Below are 25251 nucleotides of genomic sequence, written 5' to 3'. Positions count from 1 at the left end.
GAGCGTCCGGTAAGGTGCGGAGAACCGCAGCGTCAGTACAATCAGAACCACAGCTTCCTAGCCGTAGCGACCGGTGATGTAGTCTTCGGTCTGCTTCTTCGCCGGATTGGTGAACAGGGTATCGGTATCGCCGAACTCCACCAGCTTGCCCATGTACATGAACGCGGTGTAGTCGGAAACCCGCGCCGCCTGTTGCATGTTGTGGGTCACGATGACGATGGTGAACTTGGACTTGAGCTCGTAGATCAGCTCTTCGACTTTCAACGTGGAGATCGGGTCGAGGGCCGAGCACGGTTCGTCGAGCAGCAACACTTCCGGCTCTACGGCGATGGTACGGGCGATCACCAGACGCTGCTGCTGGCCGCCGGACAAGCCGAGTGCCGATTCGTGCAGGCGGTCCTTGACCTCGTCCCACAATGCCGCGCCCTTGAGCGCCCATTCAACCGCTTCGTCGAGGATGCGTTTCTTGTTGATGCCCTGGATACGCAGGCCGTAGACCACGTTTTCGTAGATGGTCTTGGGGAACGGGTTGGGCTTCTGGAACACCATGCCCACGCGGCGACGCAGCTCGGCCACGTCTTCGCCCTTGCGGTAGATATTGGTGCCGTAGAGGTTGATTGCACCTTCTACACGGCAACCGTCCACCAGGTCATTCATGCGGTTGAAGGTACGCAACAACGTGGACTTGCCGCAGCCCGACGGGCCGATGAAGGCGGTCACGCGTTGCTTGGGAATGTTCATGCTGACGTCGAACAACGCCTGCTTGTCGCCGTAGTACAGGCTCAGGCCAGGGACTTCGATGGCCACGGTTTCCTGGGCCAGGCTCAGGCTCTGCTTGTCGCGACCCAGGGCAGACATGTTGATGCCGTGGGATTGGGTTTCGTGTTGCATGGGATGCTCCCTGTGCTACCAATTCATTGTGTGGGAGCGGGCTTGCTCGCGAAGGCGTCGTATCAGTCGCCAGGTGTGTTGAATGACACACCGCTTTCGCGAGCAAGCCCGCTCCCACATTTAATTCGCGCTCACTTCAATTAACTGTCCAACGCCTTGTACTTCTCGCGCAGGTGGTTACGAATCCACACCGCCGACAGGTTGAGCGTGGCGATCACCAGTACCAGCAGCAAGGCAGTGGCGTACACCAGTGGCCGTGCGGCTTCGACGTTGGGGCTCTGGAAGCCGACGTCATAAATATGGAAGCCCAGGTGCATGATCTTCTGGTCCAGGTGCAGGTACGGATAGTTACCGTCCAGCGGCAGCGACGGCGCCAGCTTCACTACACCCACCAACATCAATGGTGCCACCTCACCGGCGGCACGCGCCACGGCGAGGATCATGCCGGTCATCATCGCCGGGCTGGCCATCGGCAGCACGATCTTCCACAACGTTTCCGCCTTGGTCGCGCCAAGTGCCAGGGAACCTTCACGCACGGTGCGGGGAATGCGCGCCAAGCCTTCTTCGGTGGCCACGATCACCACCGGCACCGCCAGCAGCGCCAGAGTCAGCGAGGCCCAGAGCAGCCCCGGCGTGCCGAAGGTCGGCGCCGGCAGGGCTTCAGCGAAGAACAGACGGTCGACCGAGCCCCCCAATACATACACGAAGAAGCCCAGACCGAACACGCCGTAGACGATGGCCGGTACACCTGCCAGGTTGTTCACGGCGATGCGGATGATGCGGGTCAAGGTGTTCTGCTTGGCATATTCACGCAGGTACACCGCGGCCAGTACGCCAAACGGAGTCACGATCATTGCCATGATCAGGGTCATCATCACGGTGCCGAAGATGGCCGGGAAGATCCCGCCTTCGGTGTTGGCTTCCCGTGGGTCATCGCTGAGAAATTCCCAGACCTTGCTGAAGTAGAAGCCGATCTTGGTCATCGTGCCCATGGCGTTCGGCTGGTAGGCGTGCACCACTTTGCCGATGCCGATTTCCACTTCCTTGCCGTTGCCGTCACGTGCGGTGAGGGCGTCGCGGTTGAACTGTGCATGCAGGTCGGCCAGGCGCGCTTCGATGTCCTGGTAGCGGGCGTTCAGCTCGGCGCGGTCGGCATCCATGTCGGCCTGGGCGGCTGCGTCGAGCTTGCCTTCCAGTTCCAGTTTGCGACCGTGCAGGCGGATGCGCTCCAGGCCTGCGTTGATCGCGCCGATATCGGATTTTTCCAAGGTCTTGAGCTGAGCGGCGAGCTTGTTCACGCGGTCCACGCGGGCTTGCAGCTCCGGCCACGCGGCCTCGCCTTCGGCAATCACCTTGCCGTCCTGCTTGACGTTGACCAGGGTGCCGTAGAAGTTGCCCCACTCACGACGCTCGATGGCCATCAGGTTCGCAGGCTTGGTCTGGTCCTTCAGCCACTCGCCGACGATCCAGGTGAAGTCGTTGCCGTTCAGGTCGCGGTTGCCGACCTTGATCAGCTCACGGGTCATGAATTCCGGGCCTTGGTCCGGCACCGGCAGGCCCGCGCTTTTCAGACGCTCACGCGGCACTTCTTCTTTCTGCACCACTTCGCCGATCACGATGTGGTTGGCCTGGCCTGGCACGTTGTAGTTGGCCTGGATCAGGTCGGCCGGCCAGAAATGGCCCAGGCCCCGCACCGCAATCACAGCCAGCAAACCAATGGTCATGATGACCGCGATGGACACCGCGCCACCGCTGATCCAGACGCCGGGAGCGCCGCTCTTGAACCATCCATTCAGGGAGTTCTGTTTCACAGACTTCTACCTTTCTTAAAGCGACGAGTATTTCTTGCGCAGACGCTGACGAATCAGCTCGGCGAGGGTGTTCATGATGAAGGTGAACAACAGCAGCACCAGCGCCGAGAGGAACAGCACGCGGTAATGACTGCCGCCCACTTCCGACTCGGGCATCTCCACCGCAACGTTGGCCGCCAGGGTGCGCAGGCCCTCGAACAGGTTCATCTCCATCACCGGGGTGTTGCCGGTGGCCATCAGCACGATCATGGTCTCGCCCACGGCGCGGCCCATGCCGATCATCAGCGCCGAGAAGATGCCCGGGCTGGCAGTGAGGATGACCACGCGGGTCATGGTCTGCCACGGTGTGGCGCCCAGGGCCAGGGAGCCCAAGGTCAGGCCCCGTGGCACGCTGAACACGGCGTCTTCGGCGATGGAGTAGATGTTCGGGATCACCGCAAAACCCATGGCCAGGCCGACCACCAACGCGTTGCGCTGGTCGTAGGTAATGCCCAGATCATGGGAGATCCACATGCGCATGTCGCCGCCGAAGAACCAGGTTTCCAGGTACGGGCTCATGTACAGCGAGAGCCAGCCCACGAACAGGATCACCGGGATCAGGATCGCGCTTTCCCAACCATCGGGAACGCGCAGGCGGATCGACTCAGGCAAGCGGCTGAAGACAAACCCTGCGACCAGAATGCCAATCGGCAACAGCATCAACAGGCTGAAAATGCCCGGCAGGTGCCCTTCCACATACGGAGCCAGGAACAGGCCGGCGAAGAAGCCGAGGATCACCGTCGGCATGGCTTCCATCAGCTCGATCACCGGCTTGACCTTGCGGCGCAGGCTCGGTGCCATGAAGTAAGCGGTGTAGATCGCCGCAGCAACCGCCAGTGGCGCCGCCAGCAGCATGGCGTAGAACGCAGCCTTCAAGGTACCGAAGGTCAGCGGGGCGAGGCTCATCTTGGGTTCGAAGTCGGTGTTGGCGGCCGTGGACTGCCAGACGTATTTAGGCTCGTCGTAGTTTTCGTACCAGACCTTGCTCCACAACGCGCTCCACGACACTTCCGGGTGCGGGTTATCGAGCAACAGCGGTTGCAGCTTGCCACCCGCCTCGACGATCACACGGTTGGCCCGTGGCGACATGCCGAACAGGCCCTGGCCATCGACCACCGGGTCCACCAGCAAGGTGCGGTGGGCGGTGCTGTGGAACACGCCGAACTGGCCAGCAGCATCCAGGGCGGTGAAGCCTTTGCGGCGCTCTTCAGCGCTGATTTCGACGATGGGCGCGGTGCCCATCTGGAAGGTGCGGATCTGCTTCAGGCGTTGCTCGCCATCCGGGTCACGGGCCATGAACCACTGGGCCAGGCCGCCTTTGGAGTTACCCAGGATCAGCGAGATGCCGCCAACCAACTGGGTGCTGGCGGTGATTTCCGTGTCGGCGTCTTCCAGCAGTTTGTAGCGACCGTTGAGGCTCTTGTCGCGCAGGCTGAACACGTCGGCCAGGGCACGGCCGTTGATGACATACAGCCACTGCTGGCGTGGGTCGATGAAGATCGCTTTCACCGGCTCGGTCATCTGCGGCAGCTCGACACGCTTCTGCTCGCTGGTGACTTCACCGGTCATCATGTTTTCTTCGCGGCTCAGGGTCAGCACGTTCAAGTGCGAACCAGCGGAACCTGCCACCACCAGCGAGGTGTCGGTGGCGTTGAGCGCAACGTGTTCCAGCGGCCGACCGGCGTCATCCAGCACGATGGGCGTTTCGCCGTAGGGGTATTCGATCGCTGGGCTGATGGTTTTCTTGCCGTCCGGGTACGACACCTTATAGGTGTGGCGGAACACCAAAGACTGGCCATTGGACAAGCCGAGGATCACCAGCGGGCTACCCGGCTGGTCTTCACCAATGGAAGCAACGCTGGTACCGGCCGGAAGCGGCAGGTCGACACGCTTGAGCTCGGCACCGGTGTCCACGGCAAAGAACAACGCCTGGCCCTTGTCGGAGACCCGCATGGCAACTTGGTTCTGTTCTTCGAGGGAGATCATCAACGGCTTGCCGGCGTCTTGCATCCAGGCGGGCGTCAACGCGTCTTCCTTGGTCAACGAGGCGCCCTGGAACAGCGGCGCGACCACGTAGGCGAGGAAGAAGAAGATCAGGGTAATGGCCGCCAGCACGGCGAGGCCGCCGACCAGCACATACCAACGGGTGAAGCGATCCTTGAGCGCGCGGATGCGGCGCTTGCGTTGCAGCTCAGGCGTATTGAAATCAATGCGCTTGGGAGGGGAAGTCGTCGTCATGGTGGAATTGGCCAGATCATTCATGCGCACACCCTAGCGATCCTGTATGACAGAAAGATGACAGTGCAGTGACGCAACAAATCCGCCGCGAAGCAGGGCTGGCAGCGGATAAAAAATTAGGAGTCTCTGTAGGAGCGAGCTTGCTCGCGAAGATCGTCAACGATAACGCGCCATTTCTGAATAAACGCGGTGCCCTATCGTCTTTCGCGAGCAAGCTCGCTCCTACAGAAGGGCCGGTTTTACCCAGCCCAGCTACTTAGTTGCCTTCTTTCAAACCCAGGTCAGCCAGGGCCTTGGCGGCGACTTTGGCTGGCAGTGGGATGTAGCCGTCTTTGACCACGACTTCCTGGCCCTGCTTGGACAGCACCAGTTTCACGAACTCAGCTTCCAGCGGCGCCAGTGGCTTGTTCGGGGCTTTGTTGACGTACACGTAGAGGAAACGCGACAGCGGATACTTGCCGTTCAGGGCGTTTTCTTCGGAGTCTTCGATGTAGTCAGTGCTGCCTTTCTTGGCCAGTGGCACGGTCTTCACGCTGGCGGTCTTGTAGCCGATGCCCGAGTAACCGATACCGTTCAGCGAGGAGCTGATCGACTGCACGACCGAAGCCGAGCCCGGTTGTTCGTTCACGTTTGGCTTGTAGTCGCCTTTGCACAGGGCTTCTTCCTTGAAGTAGCCGTAGGTGCCGGATACCGAGTTACGCCCGAACAGTTGCACTGGCTTGTTGGCCAGGTCGCCGGTCACGCCCAGGTCGCCCCAGGTTTTCACATCGGCCTTGGCGCCGCACAGACGCGTCGAGGAGAAGATCGCATCGACCTGTTCCATGGTCAGGTGCTGGATCGGGTTGTCCTTGTGCACAAACACCGCCAGGGCATCCACGGCAACCGGGATAGCGGTTGGCTTGTAGCCGTACTTCTGCTCGAAGGCCGCCAATTCGGTGTCCTTCATCTTGCGGCTCATCGGGCCCAGGTTGGAGGTGCCTTCAGTCAACGCAGGTGGCGCAGTGGCAGAGCCGGCAGCTTGAATCTGGATGTTGACGTTCGGGTATTCCTTTTTGTAACCCTCGGCCCACAGGGTCATCAGGTTAGCCAGGGTATCGGAGCCGACGCTGGACAGGTTGCCCGACACACCAGTGGTCTTGACGTAAGCCGGGATTGCCGGATCAACACCAGCGGCCACCGCGTTGGCGGTCGCAACGCCAGCAGCGACAAAAGTCATTGCCGCCATCAAACGTTTCAGTTTCATGCCTTGCTCCTAGCAGATAGGGATAATTGGATCGGGGCCAAGTATCGGCAGGCCGTGTGAACACTCTATGTCTGAAATATGACAATTAGATGAAAGGCCACTATCTGAATGTGCAGGCTTCAGCGGCCGCGTTTCCACAGATACCCGCCCACCAGCATCCCCATCACACACAGGACAGCCACGTAGTAAGCCGGGCCCATCGGGCTCTCCTTCATCAGCAGCGACACCGCCAATGGCGTCAACCCGCCGAACACGGCATAAGCAACGTTGTAGGAGAACGACAGACCGCTGAAGCGCACCACCGGCGGGAAGGCTTTGACCATCACGTAGGGCACCACACCGATGGTGCCGACAAACAGGCCAGTCAAGGCATACAACGGGAACAGCCAGTCCGGGTGGGCCATCAGGCTGTGATACAGCGTCCAGGAAGTTGCCAGCAGCAGTGCGCAACCGGTTACCAGCACGCGGCCGGCGCCAAAACGGTCGGCCAGGGCACCCGAGGCGATGCAGCCCAGGCTCAGGGTCACGATGGCCAGGCTGTTGGCTTGCAGCGCAACCGTAGGGCTGAAGTGGTAGATGGTTTGCAGCACGGTCGGGGTCATCAGGATCACCACCACCACGCCGGCCGACAGCAGCCAGGTCAGCAGCATCGACAGCACAATGGCGCCACGGTGATCGCGCAACACGGCGCGCAACGGCAGTTCAGCGGCCAGGCTTTTGCGTTGCTGCATCTCGGCGAAGATCGGGGTTTCATGCAGCCAGCGACGCAGGTACACCGACAGCAGGCCGAATACGCCACCGAGCAGGAACGGGATACGCCAGGCGTAATCAGAGACCTGTTCCGGTGTATAGGCCGTATTAATAGCGGTGGCTACCAGCGAGCCGAGCAAAATACCGGCGGTGAGGCCGCTGGTCAGGGTGCCGCAGGCGTAGCCGATGTGGCGCGGCGGGACGTGCTCGGAGACGAACACCCAAGCGCCCGGTACTTCGCCGCCAATCGCTGCGCCCTGGATCACGCGCATCAACAGCAGCAGCAGCGGCGCCCACAGGCCGATCTGTGCATAGGTCGGCAGCAGGCCCATGATCAGGGTTGGCACGGCCATCATGAAGATGCTCAGGGTGAACATCTTCTTGCGGCCCAGCAGGTCACCGAAGTGCGCCATGATGATGCCGCCCAGCGGGCGCGCCAGGTAGCCGGCCGCGAAGATGCCGAACGTCTGCATCATGCGCAGCCATTCGGGCATGTCGACCGGGAAGAACAGTTTCCCGACCACGGTGGCGAAAAACACGAAGATGATGAAGTCGTAGAACTCCAGCGCCCCACCCAGGGCAGACAGCGACAGGGTTTTGTAGTCGTTGCGGTTAAGCGGTCGTGCGGGCGGCGCAATGCTTGAAGGCACTGTGGTCATGGCAAGGCTTCTCTTATTAGTCAGATCAGGAATCCGCAACAGCGTGGGTTTGCGCCTGGCAGGTCCGGCACGATAGCAAATTGCCCGGAAAAGCACAGTCCAAACCCTTGCGCCGCATCAGCGCCACCTCGCAAGCATCCCCACTTGCGAAGCGACTTATTCCCTTCCCGAATTATTATGGGGGGCCGAAAACGCCATCAAATACTGACGGCCAGCGCTAAAAAGAAACAATGGTCAAACCCCTCAACTTGAATGACCGTTTTGGCCAATTTTTTGACGCCTGGAAACTCGTCTATATAGATGCACAAAATCAGGAGCAGATGGTCGTCGCGCAGGCTATCGACCGATATACTCCCAGCCCTGCACCTGTCTATTGCGTGGAAGTTGCGCGAAACCGTCGTTGGCACCGGCCAGCCGATTTCGCAGAGTTTCCCTCAAGGCGCCTTTCGAAAAACGTGACGAACGTAGTATGTTCGGGGCTGAATCGTTTTTCCAAGACGGCTATTCACCGATTACATAGTCCAAGAGTCACGGGTCAGAGGCACCCCCGGCATGATCGAACTCGAACAAGAAGATCCTATCCCGCAAGGCGATCTCGCCCTGCAAATCACCGCGCTTCCGCGTGAAACCAACGGCTTTGGCGATATCTTCGGCGGCTGGTTGGTCGCACAGATGGACCTGGCGGGCACGGCAATGGCCAGCAAGGTCGCCGGTGGGCGCGTGGCCACCGTGGCCATTGATCGCATGGCGTTCCTGGTGCCGGTGGCCGTGGGCGCGCAGCTTTCCTTCTATACCCAAGCCCTGGAAATCGGCCGCAGCTCGATCCAGATGATGGTCGAAGTGTGGAGCGACGATCCGTTGTCCAGCGAATGGCGCAAGGTGACCGAAGCCGTATTTGTGTTCGTCGCCATCGATGGCAGCGGCCGCACGCGCTCGGTACCGTCACGGGCGCGTTAAACCTCGCCGGGTTTTAACGGTCAATTGCCCCATTGCCTGCCACTAAGAGAGCTTTGTCATGCCTACGCCCCACGTTGAGACGGTAAAAATCGACGAGCTGGACTGCTGGCGCATCCGCCACAACGGCGCCGAGTTGATGGTGGCCCAACAGGGTGCGCATATCTTCAGTTACCAGCGCGAGGGCGAACAGCCACTGATCTGGCCGAACCTTGAGGCCGTGTTCAAGCAGGGCAAAGGCATTCGTACCGGCGTACCGGTGTGCTGGCCGTGGTTTGGGGTGTTCGACCGCAACCCGCAAAGCGTCAAAGCCATGCGCCAGAGCGATCAGCCTGCCGGCGCCCACGGTTTTGTGCGCACCGCGCGTTGGGAGCTGGCCACCACCGAACTCGACGGCCAGACGCTGCGAGTGGACCTGGTATTGCCGGTGCCGGCGGGCGGCTTTCCAGGCTGGCCCCATCAGGTAGACCTGACGCTGAGCCTGCTGCTGGACGATCACCTGCATATCCGCCTGACCAGTCACAACCGTGGCACCGACACCGTGACCCTCAGCCAGGCCCTGCACACCTACTTCGCCGTGAGCGATGTGCGCAAGGTGCAGGTCGAGGGCCTGGATGGCGTGGATTACATCGATACCGCCGATGGGTGGGCCGAGAAGCAGCAAGCCGGGCTGCTGCACTTTCGCGCCGAGACAGACCGCATTTACCTGAATACGCCTGCACAGTTGAATATCGTTGATCGCGACTGGCAGCGCCGTATCCAGCTCACCAGCGAAGGCTCCAAATCCACCGTGGTCTGGAACCCCTGGACCGAACGCGCCAAGGCTTTCGACGATATGGCCGATGACGGCTGGCAGGGTATGTTGTGCATCGAGACAGCGAATGTGCTGGATGATGTGGTGGCTTTGGCACCCGGTGAAAGCCACACTCTGGGCGTAAGCATCACCGCTATCACCCTGTAGTAAATTGTAGGAGCGAGCTTGCTCGCGAAAAACCCACAGACGCCGTGTTTATTCAGGAAACACGCGTTATCGTTGACGTTTTTCGCGAGCAGGCTCGCTCCTACAGAGTTCAGGGCCCTCCCACATTGGTTATGTATTGGGCTTTAGAGATCAGATTCCTTTACTACCCGCACCTTCCCCGCCTCCAGCGCATACGCAGCATCCGCCAAGTCGTTATTGACCTTCTCCACCTTCAGCGTGCCCGTGACCCACAGCGGCGTGTAGATATCATCCAGCTTCAGCCCCTTGGGATAGCGCACCAGCACCAATTGATTGGGCGGCGGTGGCGGCACATGGATACATGCGCCCGGGTAAGGCACTAGGAAGAACAGCGTGCTGCGGCCCTTGGCGTCTGTTTCAAGCGGCACCGGATAGCCGCCAATGCGGATGTTTTTGCCGTTCATGGCCGCCACCGTCTTGGTGGAATACATCACCGCAGGCAGGCCCTTGCTCTGCTTCAAGCCACCCTTTTCGGTGAAGGTGCCTTGGGCTTCGGGGGAGTTGTGGTCGATCTCGGGCATGGCCTCGAGGGCTTTCTGATCCGACAGCGGCATCAGGTCGAGCCAGTCGGTTTCCGGCAGTTCGCCAGCGTGCGCCAGGCCAGAGCCCAGCAGAAGAAACGTTAACAGAAGACGGCGCATGGAGAGGCTCGGCAAATACAAGTGCCGAGCATTCTAGCCCTCTGCGCCTGCGCAGCGCAGAGGACTTTGTCGGCTGATTACTTCTTTTTGACCAGGCCGTAGATCACCAGCAACACGATGGCACCTACCAGCGCGCCGATGAAGCCTGCGCCCTGGCCTGCCTGGTAGATCCCCAGGGCCTGACCGCCGTAGGTGGCGGCCAGGGAACCGGCGATACCCAGCAGGATGGTCATGATCCAGCCCATGCTGTCGTCGCCAGGCTTGAGGAAGCGCGCCAGGAGGCCGACGATCAAGCCGATAAAGATGGTTCCGATGATACCCATGGCATTTCCCTCTGATTGGTATGAGTCATGCCAAAGCCTAGTCAGGCTTTGGCATCCTGCAATCAGAGAGACGCAGAACCCCAATGGTTCCCGCCAGGGCCAGGCTTATTGTTCGGCGATCAGCGCTTCAACCTTGAGGATCTGCGCCTGCAACGTCGCACGGTCCTTGCAACGCAGGTTGGCGTGGCCGACCTTGCGCCCAGCCTTGAAGGCCTTGCCGTAGTGATGCACGTGGCAATCCTTGATCGCCATCACGCGCTCTACCGGCGGCACAGAACCGATGAAGTTGAGCATGGCGCTCTCGCCGATCTTGGCCGTGGAGCCCAACGGCAAGCCCGCCACCGCCCGCAGGTGGTTTTCGAACTGGCTGCACTCGGCGCCTTCGGTGGTCCAGTGCCCGGAGTTGTGCACACGCGGGGCGATTTCGTTGGCCTTCAGGCCACCGTCGACTTCAAAGAACTCGAACGCCATCACGCCGACATAATCCAGTTGCTTGAGGACGCGGCTGGAATAATCTTCGGCCAGGGCCTGCAGCGGGTGGTCAGTGCTGGCTACCGACACTTTCAGGATGCCGTTGACGTGGGTGTTGTGCACCAACGGGTAAAAGCGTGTTTCGCCATCGCGGGCACGCACGGCGATCAGCGAGACTTCGCCGGTGAACGGCACAAAGCCTTCCAGCAGGCAGGCGACGCTGCCCAGCTCGGCAAAGGTACCGACCACATCGGCGGCGGTGCGCAGGACTTTCTGGCCCTTGCCGTCGTAGCCCAGGGTGCGGGTTTTCAACACCGCCGGCAGGCCGATGCTGGCAACCGCAGCGTCCAGGTCGGCCTGGGACTGAATATCGGCGAAAGCCGGGGTCGGAATGCCCAGGTCCTTGAACATGCTCTTTTCGAACCAGCGGTCGCGAGCGATGCGCAAAGCTTCGGCGCTCGGGTACACCGGCACGAACTGCGACAGGAAGGCCACGGTTTCAGCCGGGACGCTTTCAAATTCGAAGGTCACCAGGTCAACTTCATCAGCCAGTTGGCGCAGGTGATCCGGGTCGCTGTAGTCAGCGCGCAGGTGTTCACCCAGGGCCGCAGCGCAGGCGTCAGGCGCCGGGTCTAGGAAAGCGAAGTTCATCCCCAGCGGCGTACCCGCCAAAGCCAGCATGCGGCCCAGTTGGCCGCCACCGATTACACCGATCTTCATCAATAACAACCTCAGGCAATGCGTGGGTCTGGATTGTCCAGCACGCTGTCTGTCTGCTCAGCACGGAATTTTTTCAGCACCGCATGAAACTGCGGGTGCTTGGCGCCCAGGATGCTGGCCGACAGCAAGGCTGCGTTGATCGCGCCGGCCTTGCCGATCGCCAGGGTTGCCACCGGGATGCCGGCCGGCATCTGCACGATGGACAACAGCGAATCCACGCCCGAGAGCATCGACGACTGCACCGGCACGCCAAGTACGGGCAGGTGAGTCTTGGCCGCACACATGCCAGGCAAGTGCGCAGCGCCGCCGGCACCGGCGATGATCACCTCGATGCCACGGGATTCTGCTTCATCGGCATACTGGAACAGCAAATCCGGGGTGCGGTGGGCGGAGACCACCTTCACTTCGTACGGAATGCCGAGTTTTTCCAGCATATCGGCGGTGTGGCTAAGGGTGGACCAATCGGACTTGGAGCCCATGATCACGCCAACCAATGCACTCATCGTCGTGCCTCTTCTCTCTGGGCGCCCGCAGGCGCGTCAAAAAACAACAAGCCACGCAGGAAATCCGGCGTGGCTTGGTGTACGAATTAAGGCCGGTTGGACCGGCCGAAGGCCGCGCAGTATACCGTAATAATCCAGATAAACAGCCCCTGGGATGACCATCTGTCATTCCTAGCTACCGAGCGATTTATTGACTCTAAGGTCAGCCTCTAACGCACCCAAAGCACGACACTCACGTCCGCTCGCCAAACCGACGTACCGTCGAGAATTAATTACCGCCAGAGGGAACGCCCTCATTCAATAAACTCACCGGCATCCTGATTCACTATCAATTACTTTTAACTTCTTGAAGGATTAAAGGATGACTCAGACAATCGAAGGTACATCCAAAAAAGACATTACCATTATCGCTGTTATTCATAATGACGTGGCACAGTCCAAACGAAAAACCATTTACGCTGATTATTTTCACGCCGTCGTAAAAGAGCTGGAGAGCTTCGCAGAGCGGAAAATCAATGTCATCTTCGCGCAGGGCGAGCCCCAAAGCAGTATGGAATACAAAGGTGATGATTTTGATGACGCTGCAACACGCTGGACAACTCTCGGCGCTAAAATTCTCGACGAAATGACTAAAAACGGCTTAAAAACCAATGATTTGACCAAAGTCGTTCTCGTTACCAACGACAAATTAAACGATAGAGTTTTAGGCGCCGCGAGGACATATGGGGAAAGCAAAGGCGGAACATTCGCCATCGCTTCATTGGTCTCGCCAGAAGTCGTCGCGCATGAGATCGGTCATTTACTAGGGGCCAAACATGACGACTCTGAAGTGCATATCAAGCGCCGCTGGGCCAGTGGTATTAAGCTCCTTGAGGCTTGGCGGCTATTCGGAAGCTGGTACGAGGACATTAAGACTTATACCTATATGGCACCCCACAGTAGTAGTTCCACCACTTACACTTTCAGCCCCGCCAATCGGCAAAATATTAAGAATTATCTGGCCAGTAAAGATTAATACCAACTGCGCTTTTACCGTTTTACTTCCATCAGCTCGAACAATCACTGACCTGCCTCCGCTCATGCGGAGGAACTCACTGCGATGCCACTCTCGAGCTTGCGCCACAACAACCGCACATTCGCCTTGCGCACCAACGCGCAGCGATACAAGCGAATCTCCAGGGGCACATGCCATTGCGGCCCGCCGCACACCACCAGTTCGCCGCGCGCCAGCTCTGCACGTACGCTCAACTGCGGCACCCAGGCGATACCCAAGCCTTCCAGCGCCATGCTCTTGAGGCTGTCGGCCATGGCGGTTTCGTAAATGGTCGTAAAGCGCAGGGCACGCTGGCGCAGCAGCAAATTCACCGAGCGGCCCAGGAACGCGCCGGCGCTGTAGGCCAGCAGCGGCACACTGCCCTCGCCTTCCAGGTCGAACAGCGGCTTGCCATCGGCATCGGCGGCGCACACCGGGAGCATTTCGGTGTTACCCAGGTGCAGCGACGGGAAAATCTCGGCGTCCATTTGCATCGCCGCGTCCGGGTCGTAGAACGCCAGCATCAGGTCGCAACCGCCTTCGCGCAGGGCGTGCACGGCGTCGCCGACGTTGGTGGCCACCAGCCGCGTGGCAATGTTCAGCCCTTCGTTGCGCAACTGCGCGATCCAGCGTGGGAAGAACCCCAAGGCCAGGGAGTGGGCGGCCGCCACTTGCATGACTTCGCCCTGCCCGCCTTCCAGGTGATGCAAATGGCGCAGCACTTCGCCCAGCTGTTCGACCACCGTGCGCGCCGTCACCAGAAACAACTGCCCGGCCGCTGTCAGCTCCACCGGCGTGCGTGAACGGTTGACCAGCGTCAGCCCCAACGCGGCTTCCAGGCTGCGGATACGCCGACTGAACGCCGGCTGGGTGACAAAGCGCCGCTCAGCCGCCTGGGAAAAACTACGCGTCGCCGCCAGGGCGCTGAAGTCTTCCAACCACTTGCTCTCAAGGTTCATCACTGCCTCCCACGGAATGCACCATTTTGGCACACACGCCCGCCAAGATAACCGGGTCACATCCACATTATGCCGTTTGTGCATAGGCCAGTGTTTAACAGCATTGGCCCAAAAAGTTCTACAAGCCTAGCATTCGCAGCGTTCCGGCCAGTCCCGGGTCCATATTGAGATGATTTCCGTCATGTCCTCTGCTGCATCTTTCCGTACCGAAAAAGACCTGCTTGGCGTACTCGAAGTACCGGCTCAAGCGTATTACGGCATCCAGACCCTGCGAGCGGTGAATAACTTCCGTCTCTCGGGCGTTCCGATTTCGCATTACCCGAAATTGGTGGTCGGTCTGGCAATGGTCAAGCAAGCAGCGGCTGACGCCAACCGCGAGTTGGGCCAGCTCAGCGAAGCCAAGCACGCTGCCATCAGCGAAGCCTGTGCTCGTCTGATCCGCGGCGATTTCCACGAAGAGTTCGTGGTGGACATGATTCAAGGCGGCGCTGGCACTTCAACCAACATGAATGCCAACGAAGTCATCGCCAACATCGCGCTGGAGGCCATGGGTCACCAGAAGGGTGAGTACCAGTACCTGCACCCCAACAACGACGTGAACATGGCGCAGTCGACCAACGACGCCTACCCGACCGCGATCCGCCTGGGCCTGCTGCTGGGCCATGACGCGCTGCTGGCCAGCCTCGACAGCCTGATCCAGGCGTTCGCCGCCAAAGGCGCCGAGTTCAGCCATGTGCTGAAAATGGGCCGCACCCAGTTGCAAGACGCCGTGCCGATGACCCTCGGCCAGGAATTCCGCGCCTTCGCCACCACCCTGGGTGAAGACCTGGCCCGCCTGAAAACCCTGGCGCCAGAGCTGCTGACCGAAGTGAACCTGGGCGGCACAGCGATCGGTACCGGCATCAACGCCGACCCGCGCTACCAGGCCCTGGCCGTACAACGCCTGGCTACCATCAGCGGCCAGCCGCTGGTACCGGCGGCCGACCTGATCGAAGCCACCTCCGACATGGGCGCCTTCGTACTGTTCTCCGGCATGCTCAAGCGTACTGCCGTGAAGCTGTCGAAGATCTGCAACGACCTGCGCCTGCTGTCCAGCGGCCCACGCACCGGCATCAACGAGATCAACCTGCCGGCTCGCCAGCCAGGCAGCTCGATCATGCCCGGCAAGGTCAACCCGGTCATCCCGGAAGCGGTCAACCAGGTAGCGTTCCAGGTCATCGGTAACGACCTGGCCCTGACCATGGCAGCCGAAGGCGGCCAACTGCAGTTGAACGTGATGGAGCCGCTGATCGCCTTCAAGATCTTCGACTCGATCCGCCTGCTGCAACGCGCCATGGACATGCTGCGCGAGCACTGCATCGTCGGCATCACCGCCAACGAAGCCCGCTGCCGCGAACTGGTGGAACACTCCATCGGCCTGGTCACCGCGCTGAACCCGTACATCGGCTATGAAAACGCCACCCGCATTGCGCGTATCGCGCTTGAAAGCGGGCGCGGCGTGCTGGAACTGGTACGCGAAGAAGGCTTGCTCGACGACGCCATGCTCGACGACATCCTGCGCCCGGAAAACATGATTGCCCCACGCTTGGTCCCGCTGAAGGCCTAAGCGTTTGTTGCACCGCTCACCAGGCTGAGGGACTAGACACCTCTCACCTTTTGAGGGCTTGAAGACTCGTTCTTCAGGCCCTTTTTTTTGCCCGTAATTCCTCTCCTTATATAAAGCGCTGTTAATGCGTTTCACCTATAAAACATCACGCCTGCGGCGTTACTTGAAAAAGCATTGATTCATTGCAAGTTCCCATTGCGTGCACAAACGGTGTGCAGTTTCGTGCCATATAAAAACAATGGTTTCATATATGAAACGCTCAATAAATAACCTTAGTCTCGCAACCAATTAATTTAAAAGGGAATTCAACAAAAATTTGTAGGAATTAACTCACTGGCATTGTTCATGCACTAAACGGCGTATCACCTATAAAACAGACCAGAGTACCTTCCTGATGGCTGTGAAAGAGATGTACGCCGTGACGCCCCAATGGAATACGCCCGCACTTAAGGAAGAGCTGGAGCCGACTGAAATTGAATTCCGTAATGTCGGTAAATGTTTCCCAGCCAAAGGTAAAACAGAAGCGCCATTTGCCATTCGCGATGTGAACTTCAAGATTCGTCGCGGCGAGGTCGTGTCGATCATCGGTCCGTCCGGCTGTGGCAAGAGCACCATCCTCAATATGGGTTCTGGCCTGTATCGGCCCACTGAAGGTGAAGTCTTCGTGGGCGGCGAGCCGGTGACCGGGCCTGTGCCACAAGTCGCGTTCATGCTGCAAAAAGATTTGCTGATGCCCTGGCGCAGCATTCGCCGCAACGTCGAACTGGGCCTGGAGATTCAAGGCGTGCCCAGCGCGACCCGGCAGAAGGTAGCCCTGGACTTGCTCGACCGTTGCCACCTCAACGGCTTCGCCGACCACTACCCGTTCCAACTCTCTGGCGGCATGCGCCAACGCGCCGCCCTGGCACGCACCCTGGCCATCGACCCCCAGGTGTTGTTCCTCGATGAGCCGTTTTCCGCCCTCGACGCCCAGACCAAGATGATCCTGCAGCAGGACATGGCGCGGATGCTGTTCGATGAAAAGAAGACTGCGCTGTTCATCACCCACGACCTGATCGAGGGCATCGCCATGTCCGACCGGTTGCTGGTCATGAGCGCCCGCCCCGGCACCATCATCGAAGAAATCAGCATCGACCTGCCATTTCGCGATAACCCGCTGGAGCGCCGCAAGCTACCGGAGATCGGCCCGCTGGTCGGTCGTCTGATGGAGCTGCTGCACGTCGGCGCCGACACCGAACTGCACTGATTACCGCGCTTGCGGCCCTCAACCGATTCAGGAGTTCCCATGCTCAAGTCTCTGTTCCAACGTTTTTGCGCGCTCAGCCTTGGCCTCGGCCTGACCTGCGCGGCCCAGGCGCAGCCAACCGACGTCACCTACCTGCTGCCGGCCCCGCCCAACTTGCCAGCCTTTGCACCGTGGATCATCGCCAAGGAAAAAGGCTATTACGCGGCCCAGGACCTGAACCTCACGTTCATTGCCGCCAAAGGTGGTGTGGATGTGGCCAAGCAGATCGGCGCCGGCAATGCCCTGCTCGGCGGTGCCATCGGCGACACGCCGATCATGGTGCGCGGCAACGGTATCCCGGTGCGCGCCGTGGCGGTGCTGGGCGCGGGCGGCGTGACCATGATCGCCACCCATTCCAAGGACAACATCAATAACGTCAGCGACCTCAAGGGCAAGACCATGACGGTGATGTCGTATTCGGACACCACCTACTACGCGCTGCTCGCTTCGTTGCGCAAGGCCGGCCTTGGCAAGAACGACGTGGACATTCAGGCCGCGGGGCCTGCCGGGGTCTGGCAGTTGTTTACAGCCAACAAGGCCCAGGCCATGGCCGGTGTGCCGGATTGGATGGTCACCGCCGAAGAAGCCGGCGCGCAGATCAAGCTGATTCCCCAGGAGCAGATTTTCGAAAGCATGGCCCAGGCCATCCTCGCCTCGGATGACGCCATCAAGAATCACCCCCAGGTGGTACGCGGCGTGGTCCAGGCCACCCTCAAAGGCATGCACGACATTATCCAGGACCCGCGCGCCGCCGCCGTCACCTTTGCCAAGGCGGTCCCGACCTACGCCGGCAAGGAAGACTCGCTGGAGAAGATCTTCAAGCTCTATGTCGAGCACGTCTACGCCAACCAGCGCGTGCTGGGGCACATCGACCCCGAGCGTCTGGACAAGGTGCGTCAGTTCTACGTGAGCGAAGGCATCGTCCCCCGGGAAACCCCGCTGGATGAGCTGTTCACCAACCAATTCGTCGACAGCCCGGTCGCCGCGCAATAACGCACCGGACAACAAGGTACGCATACGATGAAAAACCTGAACCCCTCCGTGCTCGGTAGCGTGGCGCTGCTGATCCTGTTCCTGGCGCTCTGGCAATGGGGCCCCGGGCTGCTCGGCATGCCCGAGTTCGTCATGCCCAAACTCAGCCGCGTGGCCCAGGAAAGCCTGGTGATGTGGCACAGCGGCGGCCTACTGGAACACACCCTGATCACCGCCATGGAGATCGTCGTCGGCTTTGCCCTGGGCGCCTTGCTGGGCGTGATGATTGGGGTGTCCCTGGGCCTGTCGCCCGCGGCTGAAGCGATGCTGTCGCCCTACATCCTGGCGTTGCAGATTGCACCGAAGGTCGCCTTTGCGCCGCTGTTCGTGATGTGGCTGGGCTACACCATCTACCCGAAGATTCTGATCGCGATCCTGATCGTGTTTTTCCCGGTGATGATCAACGTGCTCTCGGCGATTCGCACGGTCGACCCGGACATGATCAACCTGGTGCGCACCATGAACGCCAGCCGCTGGCAGATCTTTCGCCTGGTGGAATTTCCTTCCGCCATGGCCGCGCTGTTTTCCGGCCTGCGCATCGCCTCCACCCTGGCGGTGATCGGCGTCACCGTCGGCGAGTTGGTCGGCGGTAACCAGGGCCTGGGCTTCCTGTTGGTGGACGCCGAGGGCCAAGGCAACACGGCCGGGGTATTCGTCGCCATCGTCATGCTCACCCTGATTGGGGTGGTCGCCTACGGCGCCGTGGTGTGGGCAGAAAAACGCGTCCTGCACTACATGCCCAAAGCCATGTTGAGCACGCAATGATGAACAATCAAAACCGTTTGCTCGAAGGTCGTCGCGTACTGGTAACCGGCGGTGCCCGTGGCCTGGGTTACGGGTTCGCCCAGGCCATCGGCCAGGCCGGTGCTCGCGTGGTGATTGCCGATGTGCTGCAAGACCGTGTGCAACAGGCGGCGTGTGAACTGCAAGCCCTGGGGCTGGACGTGCAGGCTGTCACTGTCGACCTGGCCCAGCCTGAGTCGATCCAGGCATGCATCACCGCGACACTCGATTTGCTGGGCGGCCTCGATGGCCTGGTGAACAACGCCTCCATCACCAACTCCGGTGGCAAAGGCTGCGAAGACCTGAGCATCGACACCTGGGACCAGGTGATGCAGGTCAACGTGCGCGGCACCTGGCTGATGACTACCGCCTGCCTGCCGGCACTGCGTGCCAGCGGCCACGGCGCCATCGTCAACCTGGCCTCCGACACGCCCCTGTGGGGCGCGCCGAACCTGTTGGCCTACGTTGCCAGCAAGGGCGCAATCATCGCCATGACCCGCAGCCTGGCCCGCGAGCTGGGCGCCGACAACATCACGGTCAACGCCATCGCCCCTGGCCTGGTGCTGGTGGAAGCCACCGCCTACGTGCCCGAGGCACGCCACCGTTTGTACAACGACCAGCGGGCGATTCAACGCCCGCAATTGCCCGAAGACGTCAGCGGCGCCGTGCTGTTCGCGCTGTCCGACCTTGCCCGCTTCATCACTGGACAAACCCTGCCGGTCAACGGCGGGTTCGTCATGCCTTGATCTGGAGACTGTCATGACTGATCTATCTGCCCAAAACGACACCCCGAAAAGCTGGGATCGCCCGACCGGCGCCAGCCTGGAAAGCTGGATGAACACCCGTATCGCCCGTTACGAAACGCGCAAGTACGACTGGGATGCGCTGAAGTTCCAGGCCGACTACGACCCCAAGTTCCGCCGCGCCCAGATGCGCTACATCGGCACCGGTGGCACCGGCATCAGCACCGACATGAACACCATCCCGTCGGAGCATTTCACCTTCTCCACCATGGTGATCCCGGCCGGCCACGAAGGCCCGCCGCACCTGCACATCGATGTCGAAGAAGTGTTCTTCGTGCTGCGCGGCAAGCTCAAAGTGGTGCTGGAAAAAGACGGCGAGCGCTTCGAGACCATCCTCACCGACCGCGACGTGATTTCCGTGCCACCGGGCGTGTACCGCGAAGAGATCAACATCGGCGATGAAGATGCGTTGATGTGCGTGATGCTCGGCGCGAAAAAACCCATCACACCGACCTACCCGCCAGAGCACCCTCTGGCCTCGATCAAGCGCGGATAAGCCCATGCTGCCAGGACTCTCTCAAGCCGCGCCGACGGCCGACCTGCAAGCCCAACTGGAGCGTGATTTCCCCCAACGCCTGGTGGCCTCGGCCGGTGGGCAACAGGCATTGCGTGAATGTGGCGCGGGGCCGGTGGTGGTGCTGCTGCACGGTATCGGCTCCGGGGCGGCGTCCTGGCTGCAAGTGGCGCGGCAACTGGCGCCCCAGGCCCGGGTTATTGCCTGGGACGCACCCGGCTACGGCGACTCCAGCCCGCTGGAGTCGGATGCGCCCAAGGCCGAGCAGTACGCAGCCCGTCTGGCGCAGATGCTGGATGCACTGGGTGTCGAGGAATGTGTGCTGGTCGGCCACTCCCTCGGCGCCCTCACCGCCCTGGCGTTCGCCCGCAGTTCACAGGCCCACCGCGTCAATCGGCTGGTGCTGATCAGCCCGGCGCGCGGCTACGGCGCACCAGCCCTTGGCCAACAGCGCCAACAGGTGCGTCAGCAACGCCTGGACAACCTGCAACGCCTGGGCATCGCTGGCCTGGCTGAACAACGCAGCGCCCACATGCTGTCGCCCCGCGCCACGCCCCAGGCCATGGCCTGGGTGCGTTGGAACATGGCGCGCCTGAACCCCGTGGGTTATCGCCAGGCCATTGAATTGCTGTGCGGCGATGACCTGCTGCGCCATGGCCAACCGGCCATGCCCTGCGAGGTGCATTGCGGTGAAGCCGACAGCATCACCCCCGCCGAGGCCTGCCTGAGCGTGGCCAAGGCGCTGGGCGCCAGCTTCAACCTGATTGCCGACGCCGGCCACGCCAGCCCCATCGAGCAACCCCAAGTGGTAGCCGGGCGCCTGGCCTGCGCCATTCATCAATCCCTGACTGGTAGAACCCTATGAACGATTCCGATCTGCTCAAAGACGCTCAGGACAAATACATCGTTCCAGGCCTGGAGCGCGGCCTGCTCCTGCTCTGTGAGTTCAGCCGGCGCAACCGCACCCTGACCGCGCCGGAGCTGGCACGTCGGTTGGCACTGCCCCGCTCGACCATTTTCCGCCTGCTGACCACCCTGGAGACCATGGGCTTCGTCACCCGCAGCGGCAATGAATACCGCCTCGGCATGTCCGTGCTGCGCCTGGGCTTCGAGTACCTGGCGTCGCTGGAGCTGACCGAACTGGGCCAGCCGTTGCTGGCGCGCTTGTGCGACCGGGTCAACTACCCGAGCAACCTGGTGGTGCGTGACGGTCGCTCGATTGTCTACGTGGCCAAGGTTTCACCGCCGTCGGTGTTCTCCAACGCGGTCAACGTCGGCACCCGCCTGCCCGCCCACGCCACCGTGCTGGGGCGCATCCTGCTCGAAGACCTGTCGCTGGCCGAGTTGCGCGAGTTGTACCCCGAAGAGCACTTGGAACAACACTCGCCCTGCACGCCGAAAACCGTGATGGCGCTGTTCGACCTGGTCCAGGCCGACCGCCAGCGCGGTTTTGTCAGTGGCGAAGGTTTTTTCGAATCGGCGATTTCCACCGTGGCCGCGCCCGTGCGTGACCAGAGCGGCGGCATCGTCGCAGCCCTGGGCGTGACCATCCCCACGGCGCAGATCGGCCACGTCAACTTTGAGGAACTCTTGAATCAGGTCCGGCGCAGCGCCGACGAGTTGTCACGCCTGCTCAACTACAACGGCGGCGCCCATAACGGTCAGCCGCGCGTCACCGCCTTGATGAGAGACTGACATGAGCCTTTACCAATTGCAGGGCCGCGTCGCCATTGTCACCGGGGGTTCTTCGGGCATCGGCCTGGCCTGTGTCGAACTGCTGCTGGAAGCCGGTGCGGCGGTGGCGTTCTGCGGTCGCGATCAAGAGCGCCTGCGCCGTGCTGAAGCCGGTTTGCGCGAACGTTTCCCAAAGGCCCGACTGCTGGCCCAGGCCTGCGATGTGCTCGATGCCGAGTCGGTCAACGCGTTTGCCGCCGCCAGCCTGGCTGCGCTGGGAGCGGCCAATGTGCTGATCAACAACGCCGGGCAAGGCCGGGTCTCGACCTTTGCCGACACCACCGACAGCGCCTGGACCGAAGAGCTGAACCTGAAGTTTTTCTCGGTGATCAACCCGGTCCGCGCCTTCAAGCCTCAGCTGGAAAGCCAGCCTGACGCCGCCATCGTCTGCGTCAATTCGCTGCTGGCCAGCCAGCCCGAACCGCACATGGTCGCCACCTCCGCCGCACGCGCCGGGCTCAAGAACCTGGTGCGCTCGATGGCCACTGAATTCGCCCCGCAGGGCATCCGCGTCAACGGCATCCTCATCGGCCTGGTGGAGTCCGAGCAATGGCGCCGGCGTTTCGAAGCGCGCGAAGAACGCGACCTCGGCTGGGCGCAATGGACCGCGCGGCTGGCACAACAAAAACACATTCCCCTGGGGCGCCTGGGCCTGCCGATTGAAGCGGCCCGCGCGATCCTGTTTCTGGCCTCGCCTCTGTCGGCTTACACCACAGGCAGCCATATCGATGTATCCGGAGGCCTGTCCCGCCATGCGTAATGAAAACAACACTGTCACCGTGGGCGCTGCCATCACCGCCTTTCTCGAGCAATGCGACGTCAAGGCTGTGTTCGGCGTGATCTCGATCCACAACATGCCGATCCTCGATGCCTTTGCAGTGCGCGGCAATATCCGCTTCGTCATGGCCCGGGGCGAAGCCGGCGCCGCCAACATGGCCGACGCCTATGCCCGCACCACCGGCGGCCTGGGTGTGTGCCTGACCTCCACCGGCACCGCCGCCGGCAATGCCGCTGGCGCGATGGTCGAAGCCCAAACCGCAGGCACCCCGCTGCTGCACATCACCGGGCAGATCGAAACGCCGTACCTGGACCAAGAACTGGCTTATATCCACGAAGCCCGCGACCAGTTGAACATGCTCAAGGCCGTATCCAAGGCCGCCTTTCGCGTACGCAGCGTCGAGACCGCCCTGAGCACCATGAAGCTCGCGGTGCAGACCGCCCTCACCGCGCCCACCGGGCCGGTCAGCGTCGAAATCCCTATCGATATCCAGTCCACCTTTATCCCGATGCCCACCGACCTGTCGCCCCTGCCGATCCCGGTGGCCGTGCCCGCGCCGGAAGCCCTGGACCTTATGGCCGACCGCCTGGCCAGCGCCAAGCGGCCGATGCTCTGGCTCGGCGGCGGCGCCCGGCACGCCGGCGCACAGGTCAAGCGCCTGCTGGCGATGGGCGTGGGCGTGATCACTTCCACGCAAGGACGCGGCGTGGTCAATGAAGACGACGAGCGTTGCCTGGGGGCTTTTTCGCAGAACAAGCGCGTCGAACAGTTCCTGCAAACCTGCGATGCGCTGCTGATCGCCGGCTCGCGGCTGCGCAGTAACGAAACCTTCAAGTACGCGCTGAAACTGCCTTCGAACCTCTTGCGCATCGACGCCAACCCGGCGATCGAAGGCCGTAGTTACGCCAGCGAACTGTTTGTCTGCGGCGACGCGGCGCTGGCGCTCGAAGGCCTGGCTGATCGCCTGGAAGGTCGCTTGCACACCGACCCGAGCTTTCTCGCGGAACTCAAAGCCGTGCGCGAGCAATCACGTAGCCAACTGATGGCCGACCTCGGGCCGTACTCGGCCATGGTCGAGCAATTGCAGGCTGTGACCGGGCGCAACTTCTCCTGGGTACGCGATGTGACCCTGTCCAACAGCATCTGGGGCAACCGCCTGCTGACCCTGTATCACCCACGGGCGGGTGTTCATGCGTTGGGCGGCGGGATTGGCCAGGGGTTGGCCATGGGCATCGGCGCAGCCGTCGCGGCAGCGGAAACCGCGCCTGAGCGCAAAGTGTTCGCCATCGCGGGTGACGGCGGTTTCATCCTCAACCTGGGTGAGCTGGCGACCCTGGTGCAGGAGCGCGCCAACCTGGTGATCCTGCTGATGAACGACCAGCGCTACGGCGTGATCCGCAATATCCAGGACGCGGTCTACGGCAGCCGCCATTGCTACGTCGACCTGCACACTCCGGACTACACCAAGCTCGCCGAGTCCCTGGGCCTGCGCCATGGCCTGGTCACTGATCTCAAGGACTTCGGCAAGGTGGTGGACAGCGCCCTGAGCCAGCCGGGCCCGTTCCTGCTGGAAGTGGACATGCTCAGCGTCGGCAACTTCGCCACCCAGTTTGCCGGCCCGCCCAACAGCGAAACCAAAGCCCAGAAGGCCACCGCCTGAGGATCGCACCATGTTGCATATCACCATGATCGGCTGCGGTGCCATTGGCGTCGGTGTGCTGGAGCTGCTGGAGAACGACCCACAGCTGTGCGTGGATTACGTCATCGCCTCCGAGGGCTCCGAAGCCTTGGTGCGCCAGCGCCTGGCCAGTTTCAAACAGCCGCCGCAGGTGCTGACGGCCTTGCCCGCCGATGCCCGCCCGGATTTGCTGGTGGAGTGCGCCGGGCATCGCGCCATTGAAGAGCATGTGCTGCCGGCGCTGGAGCGTGGGATTGCCTGCCTGATTGTATCGGTGGGCGCGTTGTCCGAGATCGGCCTGGTGGAGCGCCTGGAGGCGGCGGCGGAACGCGGCAAGACCCGCATCGAATTGCTGCCTGGCGCCATCGGCGGCATCGATGCGCTGTCGGCGGCCAAGGTCGGCGGGTTGGACGCGGTCAACTACACCGGCCGCAAGCCGGCCCGCGCCTGGAAGAACACCCCTGGCGAGCAGGCCTGCGACCTGGACACCATCGAGCAAGCCACGGTGATCTTCCAGGGCAGCGCCCGCGAAGCGGCGCGCCTGTACCCCAAGAACGCCAACGTTGCGGCCACCCTGTCGCTGGCCGGGCTGGGCCTGGACCGCACCCATGTGACGTTGATCGCCGACCCCCACAGCGATGAAAACGTCCACCACTTCGAAGCCCGTGGCGCCTTTGGCCGTTTCGAGTTGAGCCTGCGCGGCAAGCCCTTGCTGGCCAACCCGAAAACCTCGGCGCTGACCGTGTACAGCGTGGTCCGTGCCTTGGGCAACCATGCCCACGCAATTTCCATTTAGGAGCCGT

24 protein-coding genes are annotated in these 25251 nt (G+C 61.5%); 14 read left to right on the top strand and 10 right to left on the bottom strand.

Annotated elements, in window-relative coordinates; translation table 11 throughout:
- Positions 1–57: 57 nt before the first annotated feature.
- From pstB to CRN80_RS09380, 5 genes are all read right to left on the bottom strand, one after another.
- Positions 58–891, bottom strand: a complete 834-nt coding sequence (gene pstB / locus CRN80_RS09405; RefSeq protein ID WP_003195626.1) for a phosphate ABC transporter ATP-binding protein PstB — start codon at positions 889–891, stop codon at positions 58–60.
- Positions 892–1031: 140 nt separating this feature from the next.
- Complete coding sequence (pstA, locus tag CRN80_RS09400; protein ID WP_078466300.1) at positions 1032–2702, bottom strand: phosphate ABC transporter permease PstA; 1671 nt, start codon at positions 2700–2702, stop codon at positions 1032–1034.
- A 15-nt stretch (positions 2703–2717) separates the two neighbouring features.
- The gene (locus CRN80_RS09395) at positions 2718–4751 is read right to left on the bottom strand and encodes an ABC transporter permease subunit (RefSeq protein ID WP_169918549.1); all 2034 of its coding nucleotides are present in this window, start codon (positions 4749–4751) and stop codon (positions 2718–2720) included.
- Positions 4752–5235: 484 nt separating this feature from the next.
- Positions 5236–6222, bottom strand: a complete 987-nt coding sequence (locus CRN80_RS09385) for a phosphate ABC transporter substrate-binding protein PstS (protein WP_003195633.1) — start codon at positions 6220–6222, stop codon at positions 5236–5238.
- 119 nt (positions 6223–6341) lie between these two features.
- Positions 6342–7622 carry an MFS transporter gene (locus tag CRN80_RS09380; protein ID WP_169918550.1) on the bottom strand — a complete coding sequence of 427 codons (1281 nt, stop codon included), beginning with the start codon at positions 7620–7622 and terminating at the stop codon, positions 6342–6344.
- Positions 7623–8183: 561 nt separating this feature from the next.
- On the opposite strand from CRN80_RS09380, the gene CRN80_RS09370 reads away from it, so the two are divergent.
- Together CRN80_RS09370 and CRN80_RS09365 are read left to right on the top strand one after the other, a co-directional pair.
- Positions 8184–8588 (top strand): acyl-CoA thioesterase, encoded by a 405-nt coding sequence (locus tag CRN80_RS09370; protein ID WP_003176975.1) that lies wholly within the window; start codon positions 8184–8186, stop codon positions 8586–8588.
- Between the two features lie 58 nt (positions 8589–8646).
- On the top strand, positions 8647–9546 hold the full coding sequence (locus CRN80_RS09365; protein ID WP_098950026.1) for a D-hexose-6-phosphate mutarotase: 900 nt from the start codon (positions 8647–8649) through the stop codon (positions 9544–9546).
- Positions 9547–9689: 143 nt separating this feature from the next.
- Here the strand turns inward: CRN80_RS09365 and CRN80_RS09360 are convergent, their stop codons facing one another.
- The 4 genes from CRN80_RS09360 to purE all read right to left on the bottom strand — a co-directional run bounded on the left by CRN80_RS09360 (position 9690) and on the right by purE (position 12243).
- A complete protein-coding gene (locus tag CRN80_RS09360; RefSeq protein WP_098950025.1) occupies positions 9690–10226 on the bottom strand; it encodes a DUF3299 domain-containing protein in 537 nt (178 codons plus the stop codon).
- A gap of 77 nt (positions 10227–10303) precedes the next feature.
- Complete coding sequence (locus CRN80_RS09355; RefSeq protein ID WP_003195642.1) at positions 10304–10549, bottom strand: GlsB/YeaQ/YmgE family stress response membrane protein; 246 nt, start codon at positions 10547–10549, stop codon at positions 10304–10306.
- Positions 10550–10654: 105 nt separating this feature from the next.
- Positions 10655–11740: a 5-(carboxyamino)imidazole ribonucleotide synthase gene (locus tag CRN80_RS09350; RefSeq protein WP_032894489.1), complete on the bottom strand. Its 1086-nt coding sequence runs from the start codon at positions 11738–11740 to the stop codon at positions 10655–10657.
- A gap of 11 nt (positions 11741–11751) precedes the next feature.
- Positions 11752–12243 (bottom strand): 5-(carboxyamino)imidazole ribonucleotide mutase, encoded by a 492-nt coding sequence (gene purE, locus CRN80_RS09345; RefSeq protein WP_003195648.1) that lies wholly within the window; start codon positions 12241–12243, stop codon positions 11752–11754.
- 361 nt (positions 12244–12604) lie between these two features.
- Here purE and CRN80_RS09340 point away from each other — a divergent pair, with 361 nt between their 5' ends.
- Entirely contained in the window at positions 12605–13258 is a 654-nt protein-coding gene (locus CRN80_RS09340) for a reprolysin-like metallopeptidase (protein ID WP_098950024.1), read from the top strand.
- A 62-nt stretch (positions 13259–13320) separates the two neighbouring features.
- On the opposite strand, the gene CRN80_RS09335 is transcribed toward CRN80_RS09340, so the two are convergent.
- Complete coding sequence (locus CRN80_RS09335; protein ID WP_032894486.1) at positions 13321–14235, bottom strand: LysR substrate-binding domain-containing protein; 915 nt, start codon at positions 14233–14235, stop codon at positions 13321–13323.
- Positions 14236–14416: 181 nt separating this feature from the next.
- Here CRN80_RS09335 and aspA point away from each other — a divergent pair, with 181 nt between their 5' ends.
- The 11 genes from aspA to CRN80_RS09280 all read left to right on the top strand — a co-directional run bounded on the left by aspA (position 14417) and on the right by CRN80_RS09280 (position 25244).
- A complete protein-coding gene (gene aspA / locus CRN80_RS09330; RefSeq protein WP_003195657.1) occupies positions 14417–15841 on the top strand; it encodes an aspartate ammonia-lyase in 1425 nt (474 codons plus the stop codon).
- A 409-nt stretch (positions 15842–16250) separates the two neighbouring features.
- Positions 16251–17087: an ABC transporter ATP-binding protein gene (locus CRN80_RS09325; protein ID WP_050499539.1), complete on the top strand. Its 837-nt coding sequence runs from the start codon at positions 16251–16253 to the stop codon at positions 17085–17087.
- Positions 17088–17126: 39 nt separating this feature from the next.
- Positions 17127–18119 (top strand): ABC transporter substrate-binding protein, encoded by a 993-nt coding sequence (locus CRN80_RS09320; RefSeq protein ID WP_003195661.1) that lies wholly within the window; start codon positions 17127–17129, stop codon positions 18117–18119.
- A 27-nt stretch (positions 18120–18146) separates the two neighbouring features.
- Complete coding sequence (locus CRN80_RS09315) at positions 18147–18923, top strand: ABC transporter permease (RefSeq protein ID WP_032894483.1); 777 nt, start codon at positions 18147–18149, stop codon at positions 18921–18923.
- Positions 18920–19687, top strand: a complete 768-nt coding sequence (locus tag CRN80_RS09310; protein ID WP_169918545.1) for an SDR family oxidoreductase — start codon at positions 18920–18922, stop codon at positions 19685–19687. Before CRN80_RS09315 ends, CRN80_RS09310 begins: the two co-directional genes overlap by 4 nt.
- Before the next feature lie 13 nt (positions 19688–19700).
- Positions 19701–20240 (top strand): cupin domain-containing protein, encoded by a 540-nt coding sequence (locus CRN80_RS09305; RefSeq protein WP_032894482.1) that lies wholly within the window; start codon positions 19701–19703, stop codon positions 20238–20240.
- A 4-nt stretch (positions 20241–20244) separates the two neighbouring features.
- Positions 20245–21123, top strand: coding sequence for an alpha/beta fold hydrolase (locus tag CRN80_RS09300; RefSeq protein ID WP_098950023.1), 879 nt, complete (start codon positions 20245–20247; stop codon positions 21121–21123).
- The gene (locus tag CRN80_RS09295; protein WP_003195671.1) at positions 21120–21953 is read left to right on the top strand and encodes an IclR family transcriptional regulator; all 834 of its coding nucleotides are present in this window, start codon (positions 21120–21122) and stop codon (positions 21951–21953) included. Before CRN80_RS09300 ends, CRN80_RS09295 begins: the two co-directional genes overlap by 4 nt.
- Before the next feature lies 1 nt (position 21954).
- Positions 21955–22752, top strand: a complete 798-nt coding sequence (locus CRN80_RS09290; RefSeq protein WP_098950022.1) for an SDR family oxidoreductase — start codon at positions 21955–21957, stop codon at positions 22750–22752.
- Positions 22745–24430, top strand: coding sequence for a thiamine pyrophosphate-binding protein (locus CRN80_RS09285; RefSeq protein ID WP_047712100.1), 1686 nt, complete (start codon positions 22745–22747; stop codon positions 24428–24430). The genes CRN80_RS09290 and CRN80_RS09285 overlap by 8 nt, the downstream gene beginning before the upstream one ends.
- A 10-nt stretch (positions 24431–24440) precedes the next feature.
- Entirely contained in the window at positions 24441–25244 is an 804-nt protein-coding gene (locus CRN80_RS09280) for an aspartate dehydrogenase (protein ID WP_003195676.1), read from the top strand.
- The last annotated feature ends 7 nt before the right edge of the window (positions 25245–25251 follow it).

Source organism: Pseudomonas sp. FDAARGOS_380 (genome assembly GCF_002591235.1).
In the GTDB taxonomy this organism is placed as follows: Bacteria; Pseudomonadota; Gammaproteobacteria; order Pseudomonadales; family Pseudomonadaceae; genus Aquipseudomonas; species Aquipseudomonas salmasensis.
This window is presented reverse-complemented; position numbering and strand designations above follow the sequence as displayed.

Bases quoted from the DNA above. Each gene is read 5' to 3' on its own strand.
- CRN80_RS09340 (WP_098950024.1), top strand. From the start codon at position 12,605: ATGACTCAGACAATCGAAGGTACATCCAAAAAAGACATTACCATTATC.
- CRN80_RS09350 (WP_032894489.1), bottom strand. From the start codon at position 11,740: ATGAAGATCGGTGTAATCGGTGGCGGCCAACTGGGCCGCATGCTGGCT.
- CRN80_RS09280 (WP_003195676.1), top strand. From the start codon at position 24,441: ATGTTGCATATCACCATGATCGGCTGCGGTGCCATTGGCGTCGGTGTG.
- CRN80_RS09355 (WP_003195642.1), bottom strand. From the start codon at position 10,549: ATGGGTATCATCGGAACCATCTTTATCGGCTTGATCGTCGGCCTCCTG.
- CRN80_RS09320 (WP_003195661.1), top strand. From the start codon at position 17,127: ATGCTCAAGTCTCTGTTCCAACGTTTTTGCGCGCTCAGCCTTGGCCTC.
- CRN80_RS09360 (WP_098950025.1), bottom strand. From the start codon at position 10,226: ATGCGCCGTCTTCTGTTAACGTTTCTTCTGCTGGGCTCTGGCCTGGCG.
- CRN80_RS09290 (WP_098950022.1), top strand. From the start codon at position 21,955: ATGAGCCTTTACCAATTGCAGGGCCGCGTCGCCATTGTCACCGGGGGT.
- CRN80_RS09315 (WP_032894483.1), top strand. From the start codon at position 18,147: ATGAAAAACCTGAACCCCTCCGTGCTCGGTAGCGTGGCGCTGCTGATC.
- CRN80_RS09335 (WP_032894486.1), bottom strand. From the start codon at position 14,235: ATGAACCTTGAGAGCAAGTGGTTGGAAGACTTCAGCGCCCTGGCGGCG.
- CRN80_RS09285 (WP_047712100.1), top strand. From the start codon at position 22,745: ATGCGTAATGAAAACAACACTGTCACCGTGGGCGCTGCCATCACCGCC.
- CRN80_RS09305 (WP_032894482.1), top strand. From the start codon at position 19,701: ATGACTGATCTATCTGCCCAAAACGACACCCCGAAAAGCTGGGATCGC.
- CRN80_RS09385 (WP_003195633.1), bottom strand. From the start codon at position 6,222: ATGAAACTGAAACGTTTGATGGCGGCAATGACTTTTGTCGCTGCTGGC.
- pstB (WP_003195626.1), bottom strand. From the start codon at position 891: ATGCAACACGAAACCCAATCCCACGGCATCAACATGTCTGCCCTGGGT.
- aspA (WP_003195657.1), top strand. From the start codon at position 14,417: ATGTCCTCTGCTGCATCTTTCCGTACCGAAAAAGACCTGCTTGGCGTA.
- CRN80_RS09310 (WP_169918545.1), top strand. From the start codon at position 18,920: ATGATGAACAATCAAAACCGTTTGCTCGAAGGTCGTCGCGTACTGGTA.
- CRN80_RS09325 (WP_050499539.1), top strand. From the start codon at position 16,251: ATGTACGCCGTGACGCCCCAATGGAATACGCCCGCACTTAAGGAAGAG.
- CRN80_RS09365 (WP_098950026.1), top strand. From the start codon at position 8,647: ATGCCTACGCCCCACGTTGAGACGGTAAAAATCGACGAGCTGGACTGC.
- CRN80_RS09395 (WP_169918549.1), bottom strand. From the start codon at position 4,751: ATGCAAGACGCCGGCAAGCCGTTGATGATCTCCCTCGAAGAACAGAAC.
- CRN80_RS09300 (WP_098950023.1), top strand. From the start codon at position 20,245: ATGCTGCCAGGACTCTCTCAAGCCGCGCCGACGGCCGACCTGCAAGCC.
- CRN80_RS09295 (WP_003195671.1), top strand. From the start codon at position 21,120: ATGAACGATTCCGATCTGCTCAAAGACGCTCAGGACAAATACATCGTT.
- purE (WP_003195648.1), bottom strand. From the start codon at position 12,243: ATGAGTGCATTGGTTGGCGTGATCATGGGCTCCAAGTCCGATTGGTCC.
- CRN80_RS09370 (WP_003176975.1), top strand. From the start codon at position 8,184: ATGATCGAACTCGAACAAGAAGATCCTATCCCGCAAGGCGATCTCGCC.